Origin of the sequence: Nostoc sp. NMS9 (assembly GCF_017114995.1) — a bacterium.
In the GTDB taxonomy this organism is placed as follows: Bacteria; Cyanobacteriota; Cyanobacteriia; order Cyanobacteriales; family Nostocaceae; genus Nostoc.
On the sequence record NZ_JABXKL010000028.1, the window covers coordinates 40,015 to 65,382 of the forward strand.

Below are 25,368 nucleotides of genomic sequence, written 5' to 3' on the forward strand. Positions count from 1 at the left end.
AAATATGGGTGCGTTATTCATAGCTAAACGCACCCGACAACTATTAAACAAAATCAGGTCGTGCCTGTTGCCTTAATTTGAACTTTTCCTCTAAAACTACCCAATTTTCTTGCTCAATTAAGTTAGTCAACTCATCGAGGTTTTGACGATATTGTTGCAGCGATCGCAGCAATGCATGACGATTATACCGCGCCATCATCACGCCCAACTCTGGATTTCCGCCACCCACACGACTGGTATCCCGAAAACCTGAACTAGCTAACTTTTGGGCTAATTGCAAAACATCAGGGTCAGTTTCGCTCAAACAAGCAGCAATCAACGAGGAACTCACCATTACAGGTAAATGGGAAATCCAACTAACAGCGCGATCGTGTTGTTCTGGTTGACAATAATAGATATTAGCTCCGAGCGATCGCACAATTTCTTCCACAACTGTAATTGCACTAGTTGGGGTTGTCGTTATCGGTGTTAATACATAAGGTTTATCAACAAATAAATCTCGCTGTGCAGCTTCTATGCCACTGTCTGTTCTGCCCGCCATTGGATGACCACCAATAAAATTATCCCAAAGGGGAGTAATATCCTTGACTATCTGTGCTTTCGCCGAACCCACATCAGTCACGACTGTAGCGGTAGGCAAATGAGCGACTAACTGTTCAAATTGGGGCACAATAAGGGCTAGAGGTGTACAAATAAATACAACTTCTGCGGCTGCTAACAGGCTCAGATCGACTGATGCTTCATCAACACTGCCGAGGGTAACTGCCTTTTGACAGGTTGCTTCACGGCGACTAACTCCTAAGATATGATGTCCTTGCGATCGCAAATCAAAACCCAAAGATCCGCCAATCAGTCCCAATCCTAAAATTCCAATATTCATTTTTGATTTTGACATTCCGTTTTTTATGACTTTACCAACTATTAAAGTTGGCATCCAAGGGGTAGCATCAATGACTGTAGAGGAATTACTGGAACAATACGCAGCAGGAGTCTTAAACTTTAGTGGTGTTGACCTCCCAGAAGCCAACCTGAGTGGGGTCAAACTCAGTGGCGTAAATCTGAGCGATGCTAATTTGAGTATAGTCAACCTGAGTGGCGCGAATCTGAGTGAAGCTAACTTGAGCAATGCCAAGCTGAATGTAGCCAGACTGAGTGGTGCAAATCTATGCAGCGCCATCCTCAATAACGCCAGTCTCAACGTCGCTAATTTGATTCGAGCGGATCTAAGCCGCGCTCAACTCAGAGGGGCCTCATTAATCCGCGCCGAGTTAGTTCGCGCTGACCTGAGTCGCGCTGACTTGTTGGAGGCTGATCTCACCAGTGCTGATTTGCGAGAGGCGACACTCCGCCAAGCGAATCTCCGTCACGCTAACTTAAGTGAGACTGTCTTGAGAGGTGCTTCTTTAACTGGAGCCAACTTGGAGATGGCTAACTTAAACGCCAGTGACCTCAGGCGTTCTGACTTGAGCGGTGCAAATTTGCGAGATACCGAACTCAGACAAGCCAATCTCAGCCATGCTAATTTGAGCGGGGCTGATTTGAGTGGTGCAAATCTCCGGTGGGCTGATTTGAGCGGCGCAAATCTCCGGTGGGCTGATTTGAGCGGCGCAAAATTGAGCGGGGCTGATTTAATTAGCGCAGATTTAAGCAATGCCAATTTAACAAATACAAGTTTAGTCCACGCCAATTTAACTCAGGCAAAATTAATTAGGGCAGAATGGATCGGTGCTGACTTAACAGGAGCAACTTTAACTGGAGCCAAGCTTTATGCAACCTCCAGGTTTGGTTTAAAAACCGAAGGCATGGTTTGTGAATGGGTCGATCTTAGCCCAGCTGGCGATCGCTCCATTATCCAAAATTTCCATTCTGAAGAGTCACGAGATTTTTTTAACGAAACACCGCCAACAATTCGGATTATTGTTGATGCAGCCTTAGAACACGAAGCCAATTTTGCGATCGCTGGCGCTTACTACCAAATTGCTCAAGAATATCGAGGGCTGAAACAACCTCCAAGCATCGAAAGTGGTCGTCGCCGGACTATTTTCACCTTTCATGTAGATAGCGACGAAGCATTATTTCCCACTGCTTACATTGTCATTCTTCCCTTTCTAGATGCGGCATCAACTCAAAAAAATATTTCCAGTATAGTGGAAATGATTAACAGTGAAGTTGTTGCAAACCAAAACTTAAAATCGCCTCATATAGTGAAACAATTAAATACTCTTTTAGAACAAGCTATAAATCAGGCTACAAGAATTAAACAGATGAAAAAAAATATCGAAGTAGCCGCAAAGTTAAATTTTTGTAAAGCTCCAACCCAAATAGTTTTAACGAATTCCAGCGCCCACACTTTGATTGTTTATGACCATCCCAACTTTGGGAAAAGATTTATTAATCGCTCTGCTCTTAATGCTTCAGCTTATGATATATCCAGTGATTCAAAAAAAAATATATTACCTTCATTAGATATCATTATAGATTTTGTCAAAGGATTTCATTATATTAATCATTAGTTATGGGGGATTGGGAATTGGGCATGGGGCATTGAACTAATGACAAATGACAAAAATTTTGGAGGAAAAAATGCGCGATACCTTTAATAAAATGATTGGTCGAACTCGCTATGTAGTGTTTCGCCTATTTCTGCACTTAGGGGGAGGTGAAGTAGCGCCAATTTTGGGAGTATTAAATAGTGCTGGACGGGATGCGATCGATGCCGATGGCGATTTAGAAGTTTTAGGAGAAGGATTGGAAGAAATTAGCCAAACCCTGCTGCAATACGATGAATATTGGCTTTCTGCTGCTAATGAAGGTGACGTATTTTTTGATGAAGGCGAAGCGGGGGATTACGTGAATGAATTATTTACTGACTCTGCCGAAAGATATCTCAGTGAACCAGATTACAGTTCTAACTCTGGATTGAATGAACCTTTATCTATACCTGTAACCCGCAACATCATTGTGATGATTACAGTAGCTTATGAAGGAGAAGTACCAGATTTGGAAACCGATCTTTCTAACGTTCAGGCACTCAAGGAAGGATTGAAAGCATTGATAAATTTGCATTATAAACATAGATTAAAGGCAATCCAAGTGCATTTCTCGCCAGCACAGTTAGGCGATGAACTTACTAGCGATCAACTGTTGCAATATTACCCAGAATTAATTCCTTTGTAATCTGTTGGGTAGTCCGTACTTACTACTCAGATGATAAATTGTTAAGCTCAGAGATAGGACAATAATCCAATGATCATGACCATAGTACGTAAATTTACAGCCGTTTTTTTAGCTCTGAGTTTGTGTATCACAACTGTTAGTTGTGGAGGCGAAAACCAAAGTACTCCTCCAGTTAAGAACGTTAGCCAAACCTCTACTAACACAAAGTTGAGTGATGGCGAGTATCAAATACAACAAGCTACTTATGACGATGCAACTGGGGAGTACAGCCTGTTTTTACTTAACAATAATCCCCCAACCTTTGCAACCGAAAATTTGCAAATGGCACGGTTAACTGATGATGAAATCAAGCAGGGTAAAAAAACCTATCTGAAGGTAGAAAAAGGACAACCGATTTTATATCTAACGGAAGACTTTAAAATTGAGTACGTCCACAACGTTACCGAGAATAAAACCAATCCCCAAACAGGACAACAAGAGACGGTTGTAGTCCGTCGAGAAAATAACTTCTGGGCACCCTTTGCTGGGTCTGTGGCTGGTGCTGTGGCCGGTCAGGCACTTGGTAGTCTGTTGTTTAGACCCCAGTATTATGTACCCCCTGTCTATCAATCAGGACAAGGATTAAGTGGTTTTGGTGGATATGGCGGAAGCTATGGCCAAGCAGTTCAAAGCTACCAAACTCGATACAATACGCAACCCGCAGCCGTGAGAAATCGCACTGCGTTCCGCAATACAGGGACAATTAGAAGGTCATATCCTGGAAATTCAAATATACGCAATACGCCGCGTAGCACTACAGGTAATAACCGTCCTTCTGGTTCTGGTTTTGGTGGTAGCACCTTGCGACCCTCTGGTAGAGCCACTTCACCCAGACGCAATTCTGGTAGTGGTTTTGGTAGTGGGCGTAGTTCAGCACCCCGCCGCTCAACTGGTTTTGGCAGCAGACGCCGTTAGAAAATTCCAAGTTTAATAAATAGACTGCCTAACAAGTAAAGGTAGTTGTGCATAAAGAAGCCGGAGGGTAACAAGTCAAATCTCCGGCTTCTCTTTAATATCTATGCAATTTGTGAGGAGAAATTATTAATTATTCGGTTAAATAATATGAAATACTAAATACAAATATTGCTAAAAGAACAGGAATCATTTTACTAAAGTCTATTCGCTTTTGTTGAACCATTTCTAAACAAGACATCGGAATCATCAGAGGCCAGAAGATAGTTGCTACCACAAACATCACAACCGATAAAAATTTATCTTCTGGATTGGAAGCAAGATGACGTAGGGAAAATATTAACCAATTAGTTAAAAAATAGCATGTCATTAATAAGTAACCAATAGTTAAAGTCAGTTGTATCTGATTCACCGTGAGTACTCCTGAAGTTATGTAAGCTTTACTATAGCCTTTCCTGTTCTAGTTAGGTACACGATGAGCCTCAATAGTGCATTTTCAACCAGGTAGAAATGAATTACCACATCTTTAATGCGATATAAATAAGCATCCAATCAAGAAAAATTATATTAACTATGAACCATATATTGATTTTATATCCTCTTGACTTATAGGCTAATACAATAGCCCTATTGATTATTCCCACACTTCCTGATGTATACATTAAACGAGTCATAAGTACTGCCCAGGCGTAGACAAAACCATTTCCTCTTCGCTCGCTTGGCGTTGTCAAGTGCTCGTAATGTATAAAAAGAACAAAAATTCCAAAACAAATAGCATAACCTATTAGCCACTTGCTGTTTGGCATAATCTGAGCAATAAAAAAAGGGATAATCATGCCTAATATAAAAACTAAGATAAGAGAATCAAACATTTATAATTTTTTCCTTTTTCTAAAAAAAATAAACATTGTATGCCCAAATATACAATGTTTATAAAACTTATTTTTCTGTTTGTAGAGTCTCATTAACCTTCTTGGAAGAAACTTTTTAAATTTTGGATGATGAATATTCACTACCACGATCCAAAATTTAAAATTCAGCTAGCTATGAGAATAATAATTAAGCAGTCTTAAAAAATCGAATAATTTCGCGGACATGATCGAGAAATTGCCCGTCGGTAGAAAGTTGCGCGATCGCATTTCTGGCTTCTCTCCCCAAACGCTCATGTTCTGTTTGATTTGTCGCCCGTAATTCTTCTAAATTAGCGGCAATTCGAGCTAAATCTCTACGAGTTTCTTCGGCAAAACGCTGTTGAGTTGCAGATAAAGAATAGGGTTGTTCAGGATTGAGTTGATCTTCCAATGACTGGATTTTTTGTTCCAATATTGAGAAGCGATCGCGCAATTCAAAAATATCTTCGCGCGGATACTTCCATTCTTGGCGAATCATCGCTAACCGCGCATATAAATACTCATAAGCCCGAATCGCTGGACGCAGAATTGTTAATAATAAAGCTGCACCAGAACTTATATACCCAACCGTACTAATACCAGTGGCAGCAAGAGTATAAAGACCAACAGCCGAGAATAAGTGTAAAGCAATGGCAACCCAGAGCGATCGCTTTGCCAACACTGTGACATACTTCACTTGTTTCTCATCAACTGGAATGCCTTTCTCAGTTGATTGTGCTGCTTCTGCTAAAACTTCTTTGGCTTGAAAATGCACATTCCACGGTACGGTAACAATTACCAATAGCCACCAAAAACTAGCACCACCAATCACCCAGTCAAGAAAATTACCTGTAGGTATGTGCAACCATTGCAGTAAGCCAAAAGCCACCAGCACCGGAACCACAATTCCAATAATGGAACCGATGAAAAAGTTGATATACATCTTACCCTGTCTCCGATAAAACTATCACCTTGATCGTGACTCTACCCTAGCAGTTATACGTAAATGCTTGTGATGGTTTTTTGAGTAGCACATATCCCATTGTGCGGAAATCAAACCTCAAAATTTCTTGGGTTCAGAATGCTTGTGATAGTTTTTTTAATAGCACATATCTTATTGTACGTAATTCACAATTCAAAAATTCTGATGTTCAATAGGTCAACCATAAATCAATTCTGAGGAACAATTTCTTTAATGATCTCAATAAATGTTTGCAAGATAGGTGATAACTCATCTTGTCGCCAGACGGCTGCAAGCTCCACGTTTGCTATTGACGTGTTGAGATTGGTATAAACAACCCCTGTCCTGTGGATATTACGAATTGATGCAGGAGCAAGGGAAACACCCATACCAGCAGAGACAAGACCGAGTATTGTTTGCTTATGGCTTGCTTTTTGAACAACTTTAGGACTGAAACCAGCTTGTTGGAATAAACTGATACATAAATCATAGTAGCCGGGTTCTAAATGACGCGACACCAAAATAAAAGATTCATTGCCTAAGGCGGACAAAGTTAATTCCGGCTTTTTAGCTAGAGGATGAGACTCTGGCAAAACCACCACAAATGGTTCTTGCAGAATCATAGACAAGCTTAGAGACGCATCATTTACAGGGGGAATCATCAGCCCAAGATGAATTTGACGGTTTTGTAAAGCCTGTACTTGGGCGCTGGTTGTCATTTCCTCTAAATCCAATTCTACCCTAGGGAAACGCTCTCGAAATATCCGAAGAACTTTCGGCAAAATGCTATAAGTTGCAAAACCAGAGAAACCCACAGCAAGTCGCCCAATTTCTCCCTGTGCAACAAGTCTTGCCACTTTTATTGCGTGAGATGCTTTATCCAAAACTTGACGCGCCTCCTGCAAAAAAGCTTTTCCTGCTTCTGTAAGCTGAACCTGACGCTTGGTGCGGTGGAATAGTGAGACACCCAATTCTGCCTCTAATTGGCGTATTTGTTGACTTAGAGGTTGCTGCGCCATATGGAGTCTTTGGGCTGCTCGACCAAAATGTAATTCTTCTGCAACTGCGACAAAGTAGCGTAAATGCCTTAGCTCCATTTTTTGAACTTTTTAAGTGTTAATTACCTATAAAAAATGTGTTGGACAGGGCGACAGCTAGCATCTAATGTAATAGCTAGTACCGCAAGGCGGAATTCAAAATTCAAAATTCAAAATTCAAAATTAATGCACCGTAAGCGTTTCATTGATTTGGAATGGGTGGTTTATTTACGCCATGCTGTACTAGTCGTTGCGAAATATAGCACTGTAGTAATAAGTCTATGAGTAGTTTGCACTTCAACACCAAGATATTTCAAAAAGAAAAAATTCTTTTAGCAAATACACAAGAATATATCATCCGGGGAGGGCATCATCTTTTTCCACTTTTACCCAAAGCATTTGCAGGTATTGGGCAAATCGGAGTCATAGGTTGGTCATCTCAAGGTTCTGCCCAAGCACAGAATTTAAGAGATTCTCTTAGGGGAACTGATCTTAAAGTCAAAATAGGTCTGCGAGAAAATTCGACTTCTATTCCATTAGCTCAAAAAGCTGGCTTTACCACAGAGGATGGCACATTGGGAGAGATGTATGAAGTGCTTTCGTCTTCACAATTGTCCATACTTCTCATTTCTGATGCTGCACAAGCTAACAATATAGAGCGAATTTTTGAGTCTCTTTGCCCAGGTTCTACACTCGGCTTATCTCATGGATTTTTGTTGGGATACCTCAAAAGTATTGGTAAAGATTTTCCGGAAAATATTAACGTGATTGCCGTATGTCCCAAAGGGATGGGCCTTTCAGTTAGGAGACTTTATGAGCAAGGTAAAGAAGTGAATGGGGCTGGCATTAATTCGAGCTTTGCCATTCATCAAGATATTAACGGCAAAGCAACAGATTACGCACTTGGATGGTCAATTGCCATAGGTTCACCTGTTACATTTAAAACTACACTTGAAGAAGAATATAAGTCTGATATCTTTGGAGAAAGAGGCGTGTTACTGGGAGCAGTTCACGGGATTGTAGAAAGTCTTTACCGCTGGTTTATTGGTCAAGGATTCTCTAAAGAAAGTGCGTTTGCTATGAGTGTGGAATCTATCACTGGCCCAATTACTAAGCTGATTTCCCAAAAGGGAATTTTGTCTGTTTACGAGTTTTTAAATGAAACAGATCAGGAAGCTTTTAAGAAAGCCTACTCTGCTGCTTATCATCCTGCTTTTGAAATTTTGATGGAGATATATGACGATGTTGCTTCTGGAAACGAAATCAAGAGTGTTATTGAAGCAGAACATCGGCATCAACGCTATCCTATGAAAAATATTGATGGAACCCAAATGTGGCAAGTTGGCGCTAGTGTCCGTGCTAAAAGACATCCAGAAAATATTGCCGTTAATCCCATCACCGCAGGCATTTATATTGCCACAATGATGGCTCAGGTAGACTTACTTCAAGAAAAAGGGCACTCCTACTCAGAAATCGCTAATGAATCCATTATTGAAAGCGTGGATTCTCTTAATCCCTATATGCACCACAAAGGCATCGCGTTTATGGTTGATAATTGCTCGATAACAGCGCGATTAGGAGCAAGAAAATGGGCATCAAGATTCGATTACATTTTATATCAACAAGCTTTTCCTACGCTGGACTCCGATCTCAGGATAGATAAGGAATTATTTGATCAGTTTTTAACGCATGAAATTCATCAAGTTTTGTCAGTTTGTGCAAAATTACGTCCGTCTGTTGATATTTCAATTGTTGGGTGAATAGCGAACTTGTTATACCAATTATTGGATGAGATAGCTACGCCAAATTGATTGAGTGTTTTTACTACCTTTTTCTGGAAGCAGCAATCGCCAAGTTTTACCTTCTTGCTGAATTTGGAGATAAACATCAAAGGGTTTTTTTGGTTGCGTCAAGCGCCGTTTTGGCAGTTTAACAATCAAGTCGTAGGTTCCCCGGACGTGGAAAGCTGGTAAATTGTCAATTGTCAGGGGTTGTTCTTGGGTAATTGATAACCGCTTGATTTCAAATCCTTGAAAATCTAAATCTAACTGTTGGCTAAGTTTTTGTTGAGTTTGTTCTAGCCCTAGTGCGATCGCTTTTTGCACTAAATCGCTAGTCGGTAGCAGTCCAATACTGCCACAAGCTGTCATTAGCACCAGCAATATTGCTGTCAAAACTAACCGCACCATGTTATTCCTGAGATTCCACTGATCAGCGATAGTATAACTGTAGTTTCTCTCAATTCTCTCATCTATCATGCCAAAACAGTCTATAGGTCTTGATAACCAACTCTACAATTATCTTTTATCCGTTTCGCTGCGGGAACCAGAGATTCTTGGGAAGTTGCGCCAAGAAACTGCCAACCATCCCCGGAGTGGAATGCAGATTTCACCAGAACAAGGGCAGTTTATGAGCCTCCTGGTGCAGTTAATTGGAGCGAAGAAAACCCTAGAAGTTGGAGTATTTACGGGTTATAGCTCACTTTCTGTAGCTTTGGCACTACCAGCTGATGGCAAGATTATCGCTTGTGATGTAAGTGAAGAATTTACTGCGATCGCTCGGCGGTATTGGCAAGAAGCTGGGGTTGCTGATAAAATCGATCTCCGATTGGCACCAGCTTTGGAAACTTTAGATCGGTTATTGGCAACTGGGCAAGCCGAGACTTTTGATTTTGCCTTTATTGATGCTGATAAAGAAAATTATGGTGCATATTATGAGCGATCGCTGCAATTAGTGCGTCCAGGTGGATTGATTGCGATCGATAATGTTTTATGGTCTGGACAAGTAGCCCAGGAGCAAAATCAAGATGAAAACACCCAAGCAATCCGGGCGCTGAACGAAAAGTTACATTATGACGAGCGAGTTACCCTTTCTCTTGTCCCCATCGCCGATGGACTTACTTTAGCAATCAAGCGACCATAATACAGCAAGAGCGCACAACTAACTGTGCGCCCTTATTACATGTTCTACTTCTATTTACTTAGAAGTTATAGCCAATTCCTAACTGTAGTCCTACATCAGTATCATCTACAAAAGCAGCATTTACACCACCTGTTAGCGTAAGTTTAGAACCGAGAGGAACGTCTACACCACCTGTTAACAGTAATCCAATATCAGTATCCGCATTGGCTTCAATTGCTACACCAGCACCTATGTAAGGGGATATAGCAAAGGTTCTTTCACCCACTGAACCTGCTCTGCGGGGAGAAAAATCTAAAGTCACGGGAACTAGAAATATTGTATCGTCCCCAAAGATCACCGATGGTCGCACTGATATATTGTTTGTCAGACCAAGTTTGCTAATCACTGTAAAGTTAGTGTCGCTCAGAGCTGTATCGTCGCCGCTCAAACCAATGTTACCACCAACTCCGATATAGCTTCTGCCACCACGAGTACTCCTACCTACGTTAACATCAGGCGTTGTACCATTACTTCCTGTTGGTGGCTGATTTAACTGACTGATGTTAACATCAGGCGGAATCAGGACTTGGTTAATTGCATGGATAATACCATTGCTAGCTTTCACGTCCGCCTGGAGAACTCTGGCATTATTCACCGAGACTTGACTTTTAGCGGAATCGATTTGAATATTTACAGGTCTTCCTTCATCGGTTGTCAATTCCCCTGCTGAGAGTTGACTAGCAGTTACCGCACCGGGAACCACATGATATCTCAAAATCTTAACTAACGCTTCTTTGTTTTCTGGTTGCTGTAACTGTTCTAAGGTAGCGGCAGGTAAAGCAGCAAATGCGTCATTGGTGGGAGCAAAGACTGTATAAGGGCCTGGCTGTTGAAGAATATCTGCTAGACCAGCTGTCTTTAATAAAGAAGTCAGAGTTGTAAAAGAACTACTGGATGCTGCCAGAGAAACAATATCAGTACTGGCAGGAGTGCCAGCTACAACGTACTGACTAGCTGGAAGATTGCTAGCAATGGGTTGCACCCGTCCCTGTTTAACTAAAGCTTGATATAAAAGTGCTGCTGCTTCAGCACGAGTCAAAGACTGTTGCGGATTGAGTTGTTTTACATCCGGGTAGTTGACAACAAGATTACTTACTGTCGCTGCTGCCACACTACCAACAGCATACTCTGGAATAGCTGAGGCATCGTTGTAGTAAGTAGTAAGAGTACTTGTATCGCCACCAGTTAAACCTAAGCCACTACTTAAGGCAACGATCCCCTGCACTCTAGGAATCTCTTGATTTGGTCTAAACACGTTCCCAGGATAGCCTGCCAAAAATCCAGTTTCGTAAGCGTTTTGAATTGCAGCAGCTGCCCAGTAGTTAGCAGGAACATCACTAAATCCACCTGCACTTAATTGCCGGACTCGGTTTTGGTTACTGAAAGCTTTTTGAATCAAGGCAGCAAATTCAGCACGAGTCACAGGCTGATTTGGTCTATAGGTGCCATCAGGAAAGCCACTAATCACGTTATTCTCAGCTAGGGCTTGAATGAAGGGACGCGCCCAATAATCTGAGGAAACATCAGACAAGTTAACTGTTGAAGTAGGCGATGGTGTTGCAGGTGATGGTGTCGCAGATGGAACAGGAGTTTGAGATGAAGCTGGGGCAGAAATTACGATGGGAGTTATTGTAGCAGCTGTCATTCCCAGAACTAGCAAAGCAACCTTTGTTGATGACCAACGAGACAAACTAGACATGGAAATATCCTCTTTTCAATTTCTTGGGTTGACTATTGGAAAATACTGGATGCAAGGTTAAGTGAATATAGATATCCAGATGATTATTTGGTTAGCCTTGATATGGAAACCAGAAATGAAACCCGTTAACTCTGGAAAGTTCAAATGTGGGACACTATGAGTAGCTGCTCTGATATCTCATAACATTTATCCAAATGTTTACCACATATAGCATGGGATTCGTATTTGTTTTTTAAAGAACCGCAGATCGCACTAAAGAGAAGCACGCATACTGTGGTAATCTCTTCTGTTGCAACAATAAAGATAATTAATGCAGGTAGGCGATTTTATCAGTTCTAAAATTGCAGTCAAGCAGTAAAATAATTGGCCTTTAATAGCCATCTCTTTATAATTGCCGAGGAGGTTTCATGCCGTCAAACTTAATGTATCATGATCTTTAGCAAGATTTAAGAAATAAAATGGGTCTTGGCGACATGATGTATTGTTAATCTTTAATCTAAATTATACAACTAACTCAGGGCTGGATTTTGGGGAAAAACTTTCACTCTTTAGATAGTTGTCCTTGATCGTAAATTTTCAAATACTAGACTGGAAATTAGCGATCGCAATCAAAAATTTTGAGCTTGATTGCACCAAGATTTTTGGCTAAAAATTATTTTTTTTACAAAAGACTATTTTATGAAAATCAACCCAAAGATAAACTAGGATTTTTGAAAGATGGCTAATCTGTCTCAATTTTGCTCACAACTCCTCTGGAGGTAGGGCAACAAATCCAGTTTTTACTCCACGTTTGAACCCTGCATTTTCATAGAAGTGCAACGTCTCCTCACGTTTTGAGCCACTCAGAAGCATCACTTTATAGCACTGTTGCTGCCATGCTAAAGCTAAGGCATAATGCAGCACTTGTGTACCAAATCCTTGTTGTCGATAATCGAAATGGGTGACAACATTTTCAATAATGCCGTATGGACGTGCGCCACGCGTCAAGTTGGGAACAATAGTTAAATTACATGTTGCTACTAACTGGTTATCAACATCAGCCACAATATAATACAAACGGGGATCATGTAAAATCCTATCCCAGATAGATTGTAAAACATCATCAGCCGGTAAAGGCGCATCGACGGGATTTAGGTGGTGATATAAAGCCAAAAGTTGGGGAAGTTCGTCGCGTGTAATTAGGCGAACGGTAATTATCGGTTTAGACAAAGCTGTATTAGGGTAATTATTCCAGGAAGTATGTTTGAGAATTTCAAATGTCAAAATTATGGGAATGTCAATTCAGTGCGAACTACTCCAGCACGTTGATGACGGGCTAGCAGTTTAACTGTGCTACCTTGAGGCACACGCACCACCCATTCCACTTTTGCCCGATCCTTGGTAGGATCGCTGTGCCGCCTAATAGGAGTTGAAGGCTTGTAGGCTCGTCCCTCTAATTGACCTAACTCTTCACGGGGCTTACCCGTTACCAAAGTTCCCCCAGGAGGTAGTTCAATTTCACAGATACAGCCCCGCACCAGCTTTTTTTCTAAGGCTTTTTGGGTGACATTGGTGGGCAACCAGCCTGTATTATGCACAACCAATTGCACCCAATAAGTATCATCACCCAAGTTGTGAACACTGGCTTCGTAAATCTCTAAACGAGGAGATATTAACAGATGCCAAACCAGCCATTCTGGGAAGAGGGCTATTTCTTTCTCCAGAAATTCAGGGGGTGGATTTGTCCAAGCGTACATGGTATCCCAGCCGCCTAGTTCAATCTGACCGAGTTGTGGATGCTCGAAGGGATACCAATTTACGTAGCCCTTACCTACAAGTTTTTCATCGTTCCAGCGCAGCAACTTCAGGTCATCTTCTACAGAGTGTTCTCGCTGCCAATCGATGTATTTATAATCATTAATTCCAGCTTGGCGCTGCGGACTCCAGACTTCCACTGTCCAGGCAAATAGACCCTGATATTCATAAGCCCAGTCGTCGAATGTACCTGTAATTACGTCTTTGGGGTCATAGCGGAAATCATGAAAGGCGGAGATGGCTGGGTATTGAGTAAGTTCAGTGCCTTTTGCGCCAATGCGTTGATACGTGCGGAGGTCATTGACTGGGAATTCGTCATCGCTGAGGTGGGTGTAGGGACGGATGAGAACACCGCTAAAGGTATGAAAGGCGATCGCTCCTGTAATATTAGGATGTGTAGTGATAAACTCGACGAGCGATCGCACTTCTGTTTCAGATGTAGGATAGGGGCCAGCCCCAGATTGCTCAGATTCTTGCCGCCACAAAAATGGAAAATTCCGGTTTAAATCTAGTCCTTCCTTAGAACGCTGAATTTGAATCTGAACTCCGTCATAATTTTCTATATTTCCTTCTGGTAGTACGCGATAATACTGACCACCGATTTCTGTTGGTTCGCGCCGCACCAGCAGGCGAGGTTCGGTAGGACAGACTTTCCAAGCCCCATTAGCATCGGGGATTCGCATCAGTAAAATCCGACCATCGCCATCGATATCTTCCATCACTAACCCATCGTTGCCTTCCTCATCATGGGGATAAGGACGAGTACCGGAGCGAATGAATTTCGGTTTGTCAGCCAATGCCAACTCAGCACCATCAGGATTAACACGAGGGCAAATGTAGAAGGTGCGAGTATCTAAACAACGAGTAATTTCTGGGTGAGTACCGTAATCTGTAACTAACGTTTGCAATAGGTATAGGCAAACACTTGATGGTGCTAGTTCAGTGGCGTGAATGTTGCCATCAACCCAGAGGGCAGGTTTTTCTTGATGTGCGCCAGTGGCAAAGTTGCTAACTGTTAATACCCAGATGTCACGTCCTTCGTAACTTTTGCCAATGCTTTCTATGCGTACTAGTTGGGGAAATTCCTTCGCATAACTGTGCAGAATGCGTGTTAAGTCTTCATAACGATAGTATTTATCAAACCGAACATCTGGCATAATAAACCCCTCAGTACGAATTATTTTAAACCTATTGCCGTTTCAATTCTTGTATCAATAGCTGACAACGTTTACTAGCTTCTCTAGCTTGTTGTCTGAACTGTTTAGCTTGTTCCCGATCCGTCAAACACACTTCAGTTGCTTTTTTACTAAATTTTACAGCTTGACTACTGAGTTCTTTGATTCGAGTCTTTAATTCTTCAATTGTTTTCATTTTTATTTCAATTCTCTTCCTTGCTAACGCTGCGCGATCGCAAATCTAAAAGCCAAAATTGTTTGACTAAGTTTGAAAAGATTAATTCGGCTTACCCGTAATCGTGAATGCTGCCCAGTAATAAGGATGATTATAAAGATTTTTATCTGATGCCATTTTACTATTTCTATATAGCTGCGTTGCTAAATAAGTTTGAATTCTTACTTCTTCTGGATGCAGATTATTCAAGATATCTTCATACCATTTTGTCAGTTCTCCAGCAGTTAGTTCTTTCAGCCATCGTGTTGCTTCAGCTAAAGCAATAACTGCTGATTTATTGGGCTGTAATCGTCGGTAAAATTCGATCATCACTAAGGCACTAGCCGAAGATTCTACACTCCAGAGAGTACTCACTACATGAGGTATGCCCTGAGTTACAAAACCACTGACTAAACTCACATATTCGCTGCTGATAGTGTAGTTGTTAGTACTTAAATTTTCACAGGCAGAGAGGGTAATAAGGTTGTAACTATCTAGATTTTGTTGGCGAATTTCATCTAGAGTAAGTCTATCTTCACACGCTAATGCTAATTCTGATTTTTTAGGTTCAGCTAAATTATTAGTGACGTGACCCGTAAAATGCAAGATATTATAATTATCAGATAGGGCATTTTCAACAATACTTTTCGTAGCTTCTGCCCCCTGAATTCGTTGGATATTATTGAACATCTGACTAACAATTTCAGATTCCAGTTTGGCAAATTTAAGTGTGGGATAACTTGTACTTTCAGGATGTTCAACACTGAGCAATAACTTATTTTGCCACTGCCAAATATTCTCAGTTCTGATTGATAAACCTATTTGGGCACTAGGTAGATAGGTAACACTGAAATTTGATTCCACATTCGGTAACTCTTCCAGTGATGGCGAAGAAAGATGGAAAAGTGTATGAATGGGCAATCTGTACAAGTCACGGTGAGGAATTAAGACAAGTTGGGTGATGCCTTCGAGTTCCTGTGCAATTGTGGAAATATTCAGGATTTCATACAGTTGCAACAGTTTCTCTTCCATCTCAACTCGCCAATAATGCTGACTTTTACTTTCTTTGTCTTGGGCTGTGCTGCGATATTCTTGGTATTGTTGATGCCAATCTTCTAGCCAAATTTCAAATTCAATTAGGCGTTGCACTGCTTCAGGTAGAGGCAATTCATTTAGGCGGATAGCGTCTTCTCCTAAAGGTATTACCCCTGTATCTTGCATGGGTGTAAACAGGAGAATTGGTGATGGCGCTTGGTCTTTGAGAATGAAAGTATGTAGGGCAACTGGACTAATATGCCAGTAAATAATTGCTGTTGTGGGATTGAATAGTTGTTGAATTGCGCCATAATAAGGCGAGTATATATTATCATTCCAGCCAGAAAGCAGCCAGTTTAAACAAGCATTTTTACCTTGTTCGGCAATTTCCCAAGCTTCTACTAAATCACCCGACTCTACAGCTAAGTCAACTGCCAATTGATCGAAGCCGACAAATTTTAGAGCTAGCTGTTTTTTACTTTCATCTGAGCGAGTTTCTTCACTCAGTAATTGTCGCAATAAATCTGTCCCACGTTGCAGTAATTCTTGAACTTGTGTGGTTTGTCCCAAACCCATCAAGACTTTGCTTAGAGATTGTAAAACCTCTAAATGCAACTGAGGAAAATACTCTAATGTCAGAGTTAAGAGCGCCTGATGGTACTCAGATGCAGCTTTGCGCCAATAATCGCGGGTATTGGTATGTTTTTTACCTTCTTCGTAGTAAGTATTAGCGATCGCAAAATGCAATCTACCCCAACCTTCTGGATGGGTATCTGTCCGCAGATGCTTTAAACCTTCTTCGTAGCTGGCTAATTTTCCTTCGTAGCCGCCCTGTTGTAAGGCGGGATTTGTCGCTATGATACTACTCGACAAGTTCCGCAATGCGTCAAAATCTACTAAATGACCGATCGCAGTTCCCCTACCAATCCAAGCTTCCCAATAGTCTTGTTTGATTTGCAAAGCGTTGTCATAACAAGCGATCGCTTCGGCAAATTGTTCTAAATAAAACAGTGCTACTGCCTGATTATACCAAGCTAAGTGGAAGTCAGGTTTAATGGCGATCGCTTGCCGATAGGAGGCGATCGCTTCTTGTCTACGTCCTAAGTTGTCTAATGCTATACCTCGGTTGTACCAAGCTAAGTAGAAGTCGGCTTGAACTGAAAGTGCTTTGTCCCAGGAGGCGATCGCTTCTGACCACCTGCCTAAATTAAACAGCACTACACCCCGGTCTATCCAAACTTCGTGGTACTCTGGGTTAATTTCTATAGCTCTGTCGTAAGATATAATCGCCTCGGCAAATTGTTCGCTGACAGCTAAGGCTATGCCTCGGTGATACCAGTTTTCCTGGTCTTCTGGTTCGAGTTGCAGCGCTTGGTCATAACTAGCAATAGCTTCCGGTAGCCAACCTAATTTCAGCAGTGCCAAACCCTTGCTAGACCACGCTTCTTGATAGTCTGGCTTGATTTCTATAGCTTTGTCAAAAGAAGCGATCGCTTCTTCAAAGTATCCTAATTCTCCGAGAGTTCCACCCCGGTTGTACCAAGCTTTGTAGAAATCTGGTTTCAGTTCTATGGCTGTTTCATAAGATGCGATCGCTTCATCAAAACGTTCTAAATGGAACAGCGTTAAGCCTCGATTAAACCAATATTCTGAGAATCCGGGTTGCAGTTCAATGGCTTGATCATAAGATGCGATCGCGCCTAACAAATCGCCTGTTTTCGCTTGGCTTAGACCTTGGTAAAACCACCCTTGAGCGTGGGTAATCGGATTATCGCTATGCCGCTCAATAATACCAGGGGAATTACTGCTTTGAACTACCAAATCCGAAGCAAGTTGCTGGACTAAATTGGTACTTTGATCCAACCTCACCCACAATTCATCTAAAGTATTAGCCACATTTGGCTCTAAATTCGTCAAAGTGTTATCCCAGGTTTCCACCGAGGGAGACGTTGCTAATTCAGTCCTTTGTCTAGTGGAAAGGAGATTTGCTGGTGTAGTAATTTGAACAACAACTTCTTCTTCTTCGTCGAACCTAAGTTGGGTTAACAAGCTGATTGAGTCTTCCGCTGCCGGGAGAGGGATATTTTCTGGTATTGTGGTTTGGGCGTCTTCCCTTTCATATTCCGATACCAGTTCCTCTAAGTTTTCGGGCGATCTCTCCTCAAAAGAGGCATTTTGAGGTGCTGACGTTATTGGTTCAACATCTGGCACATCATATTCCCATAACTGCTCGCCAAAGCTAAGGATTAGCTCTTGTCCAGGAGAAGTTGAGAGAATTTCTTCATCGGTTGTAGTTTCTACCACATCTGGCTCATCATACTCCCATAACTGCTCGCCTAAATTGCGGATCAGTTCTTGCCCTGGAGTAGTTTCTATTACATCTGGCTCATCATACTCCCATAACTGTTCGCCCAAATCGCGAATCAGTTCTTGCCCAGGAGTGATTTGTAGATCATCTTGTGCCTGATTGTCCTGATAATCTTCTATTTCTGTAGGTAAGTTTTGCATTAGCCGAATGCCAATGTCATAAGCAACTTCTCCAATTCTGCCAACACCAAGTTCCCCCAATTGCACCATCTGTGTTGCTAAAAGAGGATTTGGTGTAGGTGAAGCTAGCAAGCTTTCACCAAACATCACTAACCAGTCTATCCAACGTTCAGTCGGAATGCGATTTTCGATCCGTTGCAGATACCTCAATGCCCACTGTCGTCCTCGTGCTTGATGCACGCCTTCTAACAATTGGATAAACAATTGTTCCAAATCCGCATTGGTTAGTTCTGGTAGTACCCCCACCAGATTGCGTCCTCTCGCACCCTTGAGAGAACTATTATGTTTACTTGCAATGAGGCGCTTTAAAAACCTTTTAAGCGACTGCGATATCCGCCTGAGCATCTGCCACACTCTTGGATTTTGTTTTTCTAGATTGTAGCCATCGTTGTGTTAAAAAAATCATCAATTACGTAAAAATCCATTAGATTCGGACAGCGCTTCCGTAGCAGGCTAGCAAAAAATATACAAATCTTCAAGAGCATAGCATTACAACGTTACAATTCCCAGGTTTAACTCTTGAATTGGACTCTGGCAAGCAGTTAATTTTCAGTTTGCTCTGTGGTCGATTGACCAGCAGGATATAACTGACTAATTAAGGCCTGGACAAGCACTTGTGGATCGTCTGTATCAACGGCAAGCTGTTGAGCAATCTGCTGACGTAAATTTTCATCCTCCTGCAACATCACAAACAACTGTTCTAAGGTGACAGTTTGATATTCTCCCTCTGGGGGGTTCTCTGGTGCATCTGCTGACTCTGATAGTGGGGCAGCTACCTCAGAGGGCAAAGGAGTGCTAAAAGCATCTGGCCCTTCGTATTCCCAAATTGGTTCGCCTTCATTGCGTGTCAACAACTGCATCCCGATATTATAGGCAACATCTCCAATTTCTCCGACGCCTAACTCACCCAATTGCACTAACCGCGCAGCCATTTCATTATTGGGTGTAGGAGATGCGAGCAATCTGTCGCCAAAGCGCCCTAACCACTCAACCCAGTCTTCAGTTGTGATGCGATGTTCAATATTATGCAGCCACTTCTGTGCCCATGCTTCCCCTCGTGCTTGATGTACTCCTTGCAACAGTTCGTTGAAGAGAAATTCCAGATCCGTATCGCTCAAGGGTGGTGCTGGTTCTTTTTCCACATTTCCCCTAGATTTTGAGGTAGTCTGTTTTCCACCAAACAAGCTCTGAAAAAGCTTTTTGAGCCATTGAAATAGCCGCTTGAGCATCTGCTGCACCATCGAGTTTTACTTTATCTATAAAATTGTAGCGATCGCACTGGACTATGGCGTTAGTTCAGTCAATAAAACGTATAGTCATTTGTCATTTGTCATACCCTGCGGGAAGGCGTTCGCGTAGCGTCTCGTAGAGAAGCGCCTATGTCATTTGTCAAGAGGTATTCTCCTCTGCTTCCCAGTCTCCTCAAATAGAACAAATGTACTAAATGATATGCTATAATTCCCATACATTGATGTTGAAATCATAGTAGAGGATAAGCTGTGGTTGCTTGCTTTGCTGAGTGCCAAAATTTACGGCATTAGTTGAGTCTTGGGCTATGGCAACATCGATAAATAAAGCCAGGTACAAGAGTTTAAAATAATTGAATCCTAAACTCGACTCGGTGCTACTAATTAACGTTGAAAGGCATTGAAGTCTATATTTCCATGTCTTACGAACCCCTGCACCACAAATATCGCCCCAAAAGTTTTGCTGAACTGGTGGGCCAAGAGGCGATCGCCACCACCCTCACGAACGCGATCGGCACATCTAAAATCGCCCCTGCCTACTTATTCACTGGGCCCAGAGGTACGGGGAAAACTTCTAGTGCCCGGATTTTGGCTAAATCCCTCAATTGTCTCAAAGGTGATAAGCCCACTGCTGAACCCTGCGGTGTATGTGAGGTTTGTCAGGGAATCACCAAGGGGTACGCCTTAGACGTAATTGAAATTGATGCCGCTAGTAACACTGGTGTCGATAATATCCGCGAGTTGATTGAAAAAGCCCAGTTTGCTCCTGTGCAGTGTCGCTATAAGGTTTATGTTATTGATGAATGCTTAACCGGAGATTCTCTGGTTTTGACTGATGAGGGACTTCACAGAATTGACGATCCCAAAATTAAAGGCAAGAGAGTTCTGAGTTACAACGACTCATCAGGTAAATGGGAATTCAAGAAAGTTGTCAGGTGGTTAGATCAAGGAGAACGTCAAACCTTTGTTATCAAAACAACTAACCGAGAAATTAGATGTACGGGTAATCATTTAATTAGAACAAACCAGGGATGGCTACCAGCAAAGGACGTAAGAGAAGGAGTGAAGATACTATCGCCTGTGAATGTGGATGTGGCATCCTCATTTACAAATTTGGTATCGATAGACGCACCCGGAGATTTGTTAGCGGACACCAGTTTAAAGGCAATACATCTGGGCAAAAATTATACGACCTGGAATCTATCCTTAAACAAGCCGAATTACTCCGACCTTTCTGTGCTTGCGGGTGTGGAGAAAAGCTGGATATCCCAACCTTTTTACAAAAAAAAGGCCGAGGAATCATCAGCATCCAGTCTCGCTGGGAAAAACATCCATATAAAAAAGGACACGGGATTTGGGAACTTAGAACAGAAAAGTTCCTTGCAGATGCGGCAGTTATCCAGCCAAATGCACTTGGGCTTATCTACGGAACCTTACTTGGAGATGGCTCTATCAGTTATCCCAATAAATACAGCAGATTCCCCAGGTTATGTTGGACACACTCAGAAAAGCAGCAAGAATGGTTGGAATACAAAGCCTATCGACTTCAAGAATTGCGTCCAAAACTGCGAATTATATCTAACAAAGGATACGGAAACATATCAGTTACCTGTAACACAGGTTGCCATCCCCAACTCAAAGATGTCTTTGACATCGTTAAACCGAATAGGGATAAAAAACTCGTCTCTATGGACTGGCTTAATCGAATTACCCCACAAGGACTTGCTTGGTGGTTTTGCGATGATGGCTCACTTGCCCTCAGTCCAGAAGGAACTCCACAAATTCAGCTACATACCGAAGGATTCTCTGCTGGAGAAAATCAACTCATTGCTACGTGGCTTACAACAATGGGATACTCAGCAACAACAAAATTTTACACCAGAAGGAGTAACGGCAAGACATACCATTACATCCAGATGGGCGCAAGCACCAGTAGAAAATGGCTGGCAGACCTTAAACAATATTCCATCCCCTCGATGGATTACAAGTTTGGAGACAGTCGAATTTGTTCACCTCGCTGGAATTGAGCGAGTCTATGACATTGAAGTAGCAGATAATCATAACTTTGTGGCAAATATGCTCTTGGTGCATAATTGCCACATGCTCAGTACTCAGGCATTCAACGCGCTACTTAAGACACTAGAAGAACCACCGAGGCACGTGGTTTTTGTGTTGGCGACAACAGACCCGCAACGGGTGTTACCAACAATTATTTCGCGCTGTCAAAGGTTTGATTTTAGACGGATACAGTTAGAGGCGATGGTGAAGCATTTAAGTGCGATCGCATCTTATGAAAACATTCATATTTCACTTGATGCTGTCACCCTGGTAGCCCAACTTTCTCAGGGAGGGTTACGGGATGCCGAAAGTCTACTTGACCAATTGGGCTTGTTAGCGGGTGAAGTCACACCAGAGCGAGTTTGGGATTTGGTGGGGACGGTAAGCGAACAGGACTTGTTAGCCCTTTTAAATGCGATCGCTCAAGATAAACCGGAAGCAGTTCTAGACTGTACTCACTACATTCTAGATCGTGGTCGAGAACCCCTAACTATTCTGCAAAATCTCGCTGCTTTTTACCGCGATTTACTCATAGCTAAAACAGCACCCAACCGCCACGATTTGGTTGCTTGTACTCAGCAAACTTGGACAGCGCTGGTTGAATTTGCTCAATACTTGGATATAAGCGCGATTTTAGCAGGACAGCAACACCTGCGAACATCAGAAGTGCAAATTAAAAACACCACCCAGCCGCGTTTGTGGTTGGAAGTAACATTACTAGGATTGTTACCGAGTGCGACAAATATTCAGCCACAAGCCTCAAGTGTCGCGCCGCGAGTTAATACACCTGCTGTATCTCCAAGCTATCCTCCAGCAGTTGCCCAAAATCACCCAGTCTCCTCTGTACCTCTAGCTGAACCGCAAAAAAATCATAATTCTGTATCTCCCAATCATCAAGCGGCTGACCAAAATCAGCCCGTCACTTCATCTCCCCCAGTTGAACAGCAAACAAATCACAATTCTGCTGCTAACTTAGTTTCACCACCAACGCCAGAACCTGTTGCTGTTCCTGTGCCATCAGTGAACATTGAACCAGTAACTTCAGAAGTTGTTGACGAAGTAGAATATGACTTAACTCAGATTTGGCAACAAGTGCTTGCCAACCTCCAGCCAAAATCAAGGCAAGAAATGCTGCGTCAAATGAGCCAACTCATAGAGTTCGACGGTGTTGTGGCTCGAATTGCTATTAAACAGGCATGGTATGACAAGGGAAAATCTTATCTACCGATGATTACGGCAGCTTTCCAGCAGACTTTCCAGCGTGAAATCCAGATAAATATAGAAAAAGGAATTTCTTCAAACTCTACCTCAGCCAAAAAAAATCCTCCGCCAAAAGACTCTACTCGCCCTCAGCAATCACCCACACCTAGCTACAACCAGCAAATTTCGCCTCCAGCGTTAGTACCACAGCCAACTAATCCACCATCCGCACCACAAAAAACCGAGTTGGTTGCAAGAGATGGAAATGAGGTAAATGGAAATAGGGCAAATGGAAATGGTGTAAATGGAAATAGGGCAAATGGAAACGGGTTAAATGGAAACGGGATGCAAACTTTGCCTCTACCCCCAAAACAAACACCCGCACCTGATTGGGAACCTGACGAAGTAGCGATCGCAGCTCAACGTCTAGCAGAATTTTTCAACGGACAAATTATCCGTTTTGCAGATGATTTCCCAGAATTCTCCGATTCTATAACTACACCAGAATGGGTAGAAGAATCAGAAGTAGATGATGAATAAAAATTGGGCATTGGGAATTGGGCATTGGGGATTGGGCATTGGACATTAGTTATTAATCACTTGATTCCTAACTCCTAACTCTTGTACAGACGCGATTAATCGCGTCTGTACTCCAAACTCCAAACTCCTAACTCCCCATTCCTCATTCCCCATTCCCCATGCCCCATGCCCTATTCCCCATTTCCAGTATGCAAGGTTTTCACCCATTTCAGGCGCTTTGGTCTTACCGACATCCGGGCAGTAGTACTGCTCATGACGACTAACCAGTGCAACATATATAAACTGCCACGCAGGGTTTGCACCAGCATCATAAGATATGTAGAAAGTGGGAATTTTTGATCTTGACGTACCCGCTTCAGACCTGTAAACATCCCTACCATCGACATAGAAATGGACAAGCCTGTAATGGGACTTAACATTGGTGGACGATGACGAGCGATCGCCATTAATAAATCTGGGACTGCTGCTGTCGGTAAGATATACATAATCAGCAGAAAAATCAGCAAATCCCAGCTTTTACGCGTTCCCATGCGGTTTTTGAGAATTAAATCCCAATAATCCAAATAGCGCTGATAACCACCTTCTGCCCAACGGTTGCGCTGATGCCAGAGTGAAACTGCACTTGTGACTCCTTCTTCTTGCACCGCTGGATGGAAAACACACTCAATATCCCATTTATCCAAATGTAAGCGGATTGTCAAATCCAAATCATCGGTAATGGTTTCTTCATTCCAGCCACCGCAGCTTTCCAAGGCTGAACGCCGGACAAATTGACCATTGCCCCGCAGTTCGCCAATGCCACCAAGGCCAGTCCGCTGTTGCTGAAACCAGGTATCAAGGGCCATTTCAGCCATTTGACCCTTAGTCCAAAAGTTTGCTTTAGCGTTGGCGATCGCTTTTCGCACCTGCACCGCCCCCACATTTTCTCTTTGAAATAAAGGTATTACCTGTTGCAGCAAGTCTGGTGTTACTTGGGCATCAGCATCAAATACTGCTATAATATCGCCCTTTGTCAGCGGCAATACCTGATTCAACGCGCCCGATTTGCCACCTGTAGCTTCTGCTGAACGCCTTAGTACTTTCAGTTGGTCGTGTTTCTGTTCGAGTTCTGCTAATAAACGTGGCGTGCTATCACTGCTGTGATCGTCAATTATCCATACTTCGTACTGTCCACCTGGATATTCCAGATTACAAAGATTTTTGACTAATTTAGCAATTACTGCTTCCTCATTTTTCGCAGCCACCAGCACAGAAACAGAAGGCAAATCTCCCTGTATTTCTTTTGGATAGCGACGAGATTTAGTAAACACTACCACCAAAGCATGAAATCCTAGAATGGTGGTCAGTCCTAGAATAAAAATGGAAGCCCAAGAAACTAAATGTAGAGCGATCGTGCCACTCCAGACGATAGTCAAGACTAGAGCTGCTTTGCCTCTACGACCTTGAAACCGGGATGTTAGAGACATAGAATCTGTCTCTAACACTGACTCCTCATCTACTGATAGGTCAGACAACAAGGAGTTGAGCGGATCAAGCTCTTGATAAGAATCTTCTTCGGGCCAGGAATTCGCTGGCATAGGTTAGGTTGCTTGATTCAAAAACCACTATTTGTCTACAGTTAGTAATTTTACGGACAAATATCCCTAAGCTACTTTTCCCGATATTAATCGGAATGGGCAAACTGCAATACCCGCTATCCCTAAGCCAAAAGCCGCTGGGACTACCTTTGTTGTCACCGCCACTGTGCGTAATTACCTCATATTAACCGCGTTTACTACTCTTAGACAGAGGCTTGATTCCTTTGATAGCCACTTGGGCAGGAAGCTTGTAGAGTCGGACTTTCTCTAATGAGAACTCCGGTTTGGGTAAAGTAATAGCAAGG

Annotated in this window: 19 protein-coding genes; 6 read left to right on the plus strand and 13 right to left on the minus strand. The window is 42.4% G+C overall.

Annotated elements, in window-relative coordinates; genetic code table 11:
• Positions 1 to 43: 43 nt before the first annotated feature.
• Positions 44 to 880, minus strand: coding sequence for a prephenate/arogenate dehydrogenase (locus HWQ40_RS09875; RefSeq protein WP_292777199.1), 837 nt, complete (start codon positions 878 to 880; stop codon positions 44 to 46).
• Between the two features lie 70 nt (positions 881 to 950).
• Between HWQ40_RS09875 and HWQ40_RS09880 the strand changes: the two genes are divergently transcribed.
• From HWQ40_RS09880 to HWQ40_RS09890, 3 genes are all read left to right on the plus strand, one after another.
• The gene (locus tag HWQ40_RS09880; protein WP_292777201.1) at positions 951 to 2,513 is read left to right on the plus strand and encodes a pentapeptide repeat-containing protein; all 1,563 of its coding nucleotides are present in this window, start codon (positions 951 to 953) and stop codon (positions 2,511 to 2,513) included.
• A gap of 70 nt (positions 2,514 to 2,583) precedes the next feature.
• A complete protein-coding gene (locus HWQ40_RS09885) occupies positions 2,584 to 3,177 on the plus strand; it encodes a DUF1517 domain-containing protein (protein WP_292777203.1) in 594 nt (197 codons plus the stop codon).
• A gap of 69 nt (positions 3,178 to 3,246) precedes the next feature.
• A complete protein-coding gene (locus HWQ40_RS09890; protein WP_292777141.1) occupies positions 3,247 to 4,131 on the plus strand; it encodes a hypothetical protein in 885 nt (294 codons plus the stop codon).
• Between the two features lie 130 nt (positions 4,132 to 4,261).
• On the opposite strand, the gene HWQ40_RS09895 is transcribed toward HWQ40_RS09890, so the two are convergent.
• The 4 genes from HWQ40_RS09895 to HWQ40_RS09910 all read right to left on the minus strand — a co-directional run bounded on the left by HWQ40_RS09895 (position 4,262) and on the right by HWQ40_RS09910 (position 7,076).
• Positions 4,262 to 4,498, minus strand: a complete 237-nt coding sequence (locus HWQ40_RS09895; protein WP_334985128.1) for a hypothetical protein — start codon at positions 4,496 to 4,498, stop codon at positions 4,262 to 4,264.
• Positions 4,499 to 4,643: 145 nt separating this feature from the next.
• Complete coding sequence (locus HWQ40_RS09900) at positions 4,644 to 5,000, minus strand: hypothetical protein (RefSeq protein ID WP_292777146.1); 357 nt, start codon at positions 4,998 to 5,000, stop codon at positions 4,644 to 4,646.
• Positions 5,001 to 5,187: 187 nt separating this feature from the next.
• Positions 5,188 to 5,961 (minus strand): hypothetical protein, encoded by a 774-nt coding sequence (locus HWQ40_RS09905; RefSeq protein ID WP_292777147.1) that lies wholly within the window; start codon positions 5,959 to 5,961, stop codon positions 5,188 to 5,190.
• Between the two features lie 227 nt (positions 5,962 to 6,188).
• The gene (locus HWQ40_RS09910; RefSeq protein ID WP_292777149.1) at positions 6,189 to 7,076 is read right to left on the minus strand and encodes a LysR family transcriptional regulator; all 888 of its coding nucleotides are present in this window, start codon (positions 7,074 to 7,076) and stop codon (positions 6,189 to 6,191) included.
• Positions 7,077 to 7,297: 221 nt separating this feature from the next.
• Here HWQ40_RS09910 and HWQ40_RS09915 point away from each other — a divergent pair, with 221 nt between their 5' ends.
• Positions 7,298 to 8,776, plus strand: coding sequence for a ketol-acid reductoisomerase (locus HWQ40_RS09915; RefSeq protein ID WP_292777151.1), 1,479 nt, complete (start codon positions 7,298 to 7,300; stop codon positions 8,774 to 8,776).
• 21 nt (positions 8,777 to 8,797) lie between these two features.
• On the opposite strand, the gene HWQ40_RS09920 is transcribed toward HWQ40_RS09915, so the two are convergent.
• Positions 8,798 to 9,205 carry a hypothetical protein gene (locus HWQ40_RS09920; RefSeq protein ID WP_292777153.1) on the minus strand — a complete coding sequence of 136 codons (408 nt, stop codon included), beginning with the start codon at positions 9,203 to 9,205 and terminating at the stop codon, positions 8,798 to 8,800.
• 67 nt (positions 9,206 to 9,272) lie between these two features.
• Here HWQ40_RS09920 and HWQ40_RS09925 point away from each other — a divergent pair, with 67 nt between their 5' ends.
• Positions 9,273 to 9,938 (plus strand): class I SAM-dependent methyltransferase, encoded by a 666-nt coding sequence (locus HWQ40_RS09925; protein WP_292777155.1) that lies wholly within the window; start codon positions 9,273 to 9,275, stop codon positions 9,936 to 9,938.
• Between the two features lie 58 nt (positions 9,939 to 9,996).
• On the opposite strand, the gene HWQ40_RS09930 is transcribed toward HWQ40_RS09925, so the two are convergent.
• The 6 genes from HWQ40_RS09930 to HWQ40_RS09955 all read right to left on the minus strand — a co-directional run bounded on the left by HWQ40_RS09930 (position 9,997) and on the right by HWQ40_RS09955 (position 19,682).
• Positions 9,997 to 11,676, minus strand: a complete 1,680-nt coding sequence (locus HWQ40_RS09930; protein ID WP_292777157.1) for a fasciclin domain-containing protein — start codon at positions 11,674 to 11,676, stop codon at positions 9,997 to 9,999.
• Between the two features lie 741 nt (positions 11,677 to 12,417).
• Positions 12,418 to 12,939: a GNAT family N-acetyltransferase gene (locus HWQ40_RS09935; RefSeq protein ID WP_292777159.1), complete on the minus strand. Its 522-nt coding sequence runs from the start codon at positions 12,937 to 12,939 to the stop codon at positions 12,418 to 12,420.
• Positions 12,940 to 12,941: 2 nt separating this feature from the next.
• Positions 12,942 to 14,627: a M14 family metallopeptidase gene (locus tag HWQ40_RS09940; protein ID WP_292777161.1), complete on the minus strand. Its 1,686-nt coding sequence runs from the start codon at positions 14,625 to 14,627 to the stop codon at positions 12,942 to 12,944.
• A gap of 31 nt (positions 14,628 to 14,658) precedes the next feature.
• On the minus strand, positions 14,659 to 14,841 hold the full coding sequence (locus HWQ40_RS09945) for a hypothetical protein (protein ID WP_179065491.1): 183 nt from the start codon (positions 14,839 to 14,841) through the stop codon (positions 14,659 to 14,661).
• Positions 14,842 to 14,922: 81 nt separating this feature from the next.
• On the minus strand, positions 14,923 to 18,786 hold the full coding sequence (locus HWQ40_RS09950) for a tetratricopeptide repeat protein (protein ID WP_292777164.1): 3,864 nt from the start codon (positions 18,784 to 18,786) through the stop codon (positions 14,923 to 14,925).
• A gap of 197 nt (positions 18,787 to 18,983) precedes the next feature.
• Positions 18,984 to 19,682, minus strand: a complete 699-nt coding sequence (locus HWQ40_RS09955; RefSeq protein WP_292777166.1) for a hypothetical protein — start codon at positions 19,680 to 19,682, stop codon at positions 18,984 to 18,986.
• A 423-nt stretch (positions 19,683 to 20,105) separates the two neighbouring features.
• On the opposite strand from HWQ40_RS09955, the gene dnaX reads away from it, so the two are divergent.
• Positions 20,106 to 23,486 (plus strand): DNA polymerase III subunit gamma/tau, encoded by a 3,381-nt coding sequence (gene dnaX, locus HWQ40_RS09960; RefSeq protein WP_292777168.1) that lies wholly within the window; start codon positions 20,106 to 20,108, stop codon positions 23,484 to 23,486.
• A 170-nt stretch (positions 23,487 to 23,656) separates the two neighbouring features.
• Here the strand turns inward: dnaX and HWQ40_RS09965 are convergent, their stop codons facing one another.
• Positions 23,657 to 25,063, minus strand: coding sequence for a glycosyltransferase family 2 protein (locus HWQ40_RS09965; protein WP_292777171.1), 1,407 nt, complete (start codon positions 25,061 to 25,063; stop codon positions 23,657 to 23,659).
• Between the last annotated feature and the right edge of the window lie 305 nt (positions 25,064 to 25,368).

Excerpts from the sequence above, each read along its gene's own strand:
- HWQ40_RS09880 (WP_292777201.1), top strand. The coding sequence starts at position 951 with ATGACTGTAGAGGAATTACTGGAACAATACGCAGCAGGAGTCTTAAAC.
- HWQ40_RS09900 (WP_292777146.1), bottom strand. The coding sequence starts at position 5,000 with ATGTTTGATTCTCTTATCTTAGTTTTTATATTAGGCATGATTATCCCT.
- HWQ40_RS09920 (WP_292777153.1), bottom strand. The coding sequence starts at position 9,205 with ATGGTGCGGTTAGTTTTGACAGCAATATTGCTGGTGCTAATGACAGCT.
- HWQ40_RS09915 (WP_292777151.1), top strand. The coding sequence starts at position 7,298 with ATGAGTAGTTTGCACTTCAACACCAAGATATTTCAAAAAGAAAAAATT.
- HWQ40_RS09965 (WP_292777171.1), bottom strand. The coding sequence starts at position 25,063 with ATGCCAGCGAATTCCTGGCCCGAAGAAGATTCTTATCAAGAGCTTGAT.
- HWQ40_RS09925 (WP_292777155.1), top strand. The coding sequence starts at position 9,273 with ATGCCAAAACAGTCTATAGGTCTTGATAACCAACTCTACAATTATCTT.
- HWQ40_RS09940 (WP_292777161.1), bottom strand. The coding sequence starts at position 14,627 with ATGCCAGATGTTCGGTTTGATAAATACTATCGTTATGAAGACTTAACA.
- HWQ40_RS09890 (WP_292777141.1), top strand. The coding sequence starts at position 3,247 with ATGATCATGACCATAGTACGTAAATTTACAGCCGTTTTTTTAGCTCTG.
- HWQ40_RS09930 (WP_292777157.1), bottom strand. The coding sequence starts at position 11,676 with ATGTCTAGTTTGTCTCGTTGGTCATCAACAAAGGTTGCTTTGCTAGTT.
- dnaX (WP_292777168.1), top strand. The coding sequence starts at position 20,106 with ATGTCTTACGAACCCCTGCACCACAAATATCGCCCCAAAAGTTTTGCT.
- HWQ40_RS09905 (WP_292777147.1), bottom strand. The coding sequence starts at position 5,961 with ATGTATATCAACTTTTTCATCGGTTCCATTATTGGAATTGTGGTTCCG.
- HWQ40_RS09950 (WP_292777164.1), bottom strand. The coding sequence starts at position 18,786 with ATGCTCAGGCGGATATCGCAGTCGCTTAAAAGGTTTTTAAAGCGCCTC.
- HWQ40_RS09885 (WP_292777203.1), top strand. The coding sequence starts at position 2,584 with ATGCGCGATACCTTTAATAAAATGATTGGTCGAACTCGCTATGTAGTG.
- HWQ40_RS09955 (WP_292777166.1), bottom strand. The coding sequence starts at position 19,682 with ATGGTGCAGCAGATGCTCAAGCGGCTATTTCAATGGCTCAAAAAGCTT.
- HWQ40_RS09895 (WP_334985128.1), bottom strand. The coding sequence starts at position 4,498 with ATGACATGCTATTTTTTAACTAATTGGTTAATATTTTCCCTACGTCAT.
- HWQ40_RS09910 (WP_292777149.1), bottom strand. The coding sequence starts at position 7,076 with ATGGAGCTAAGGCATTTACGCTACTTTGTCGCAGTTGCAGAAGAATTA.
- HWQ40_RS09875 (WP_292777199.1), bottom strand. The coding sequence starts at position 880 with ATGAATATTGGAATTTTAGGATTGGGACTGATTGGCGGATCTTTGGGT.
- HWQ40_RS09945 (WP_179065491.1), bottom strand. The coding sequence starts at position 14,841 with ATGAAAACAATTGAAGAATTAAAGACTCGAATCAAAGAACTCAGTAGT.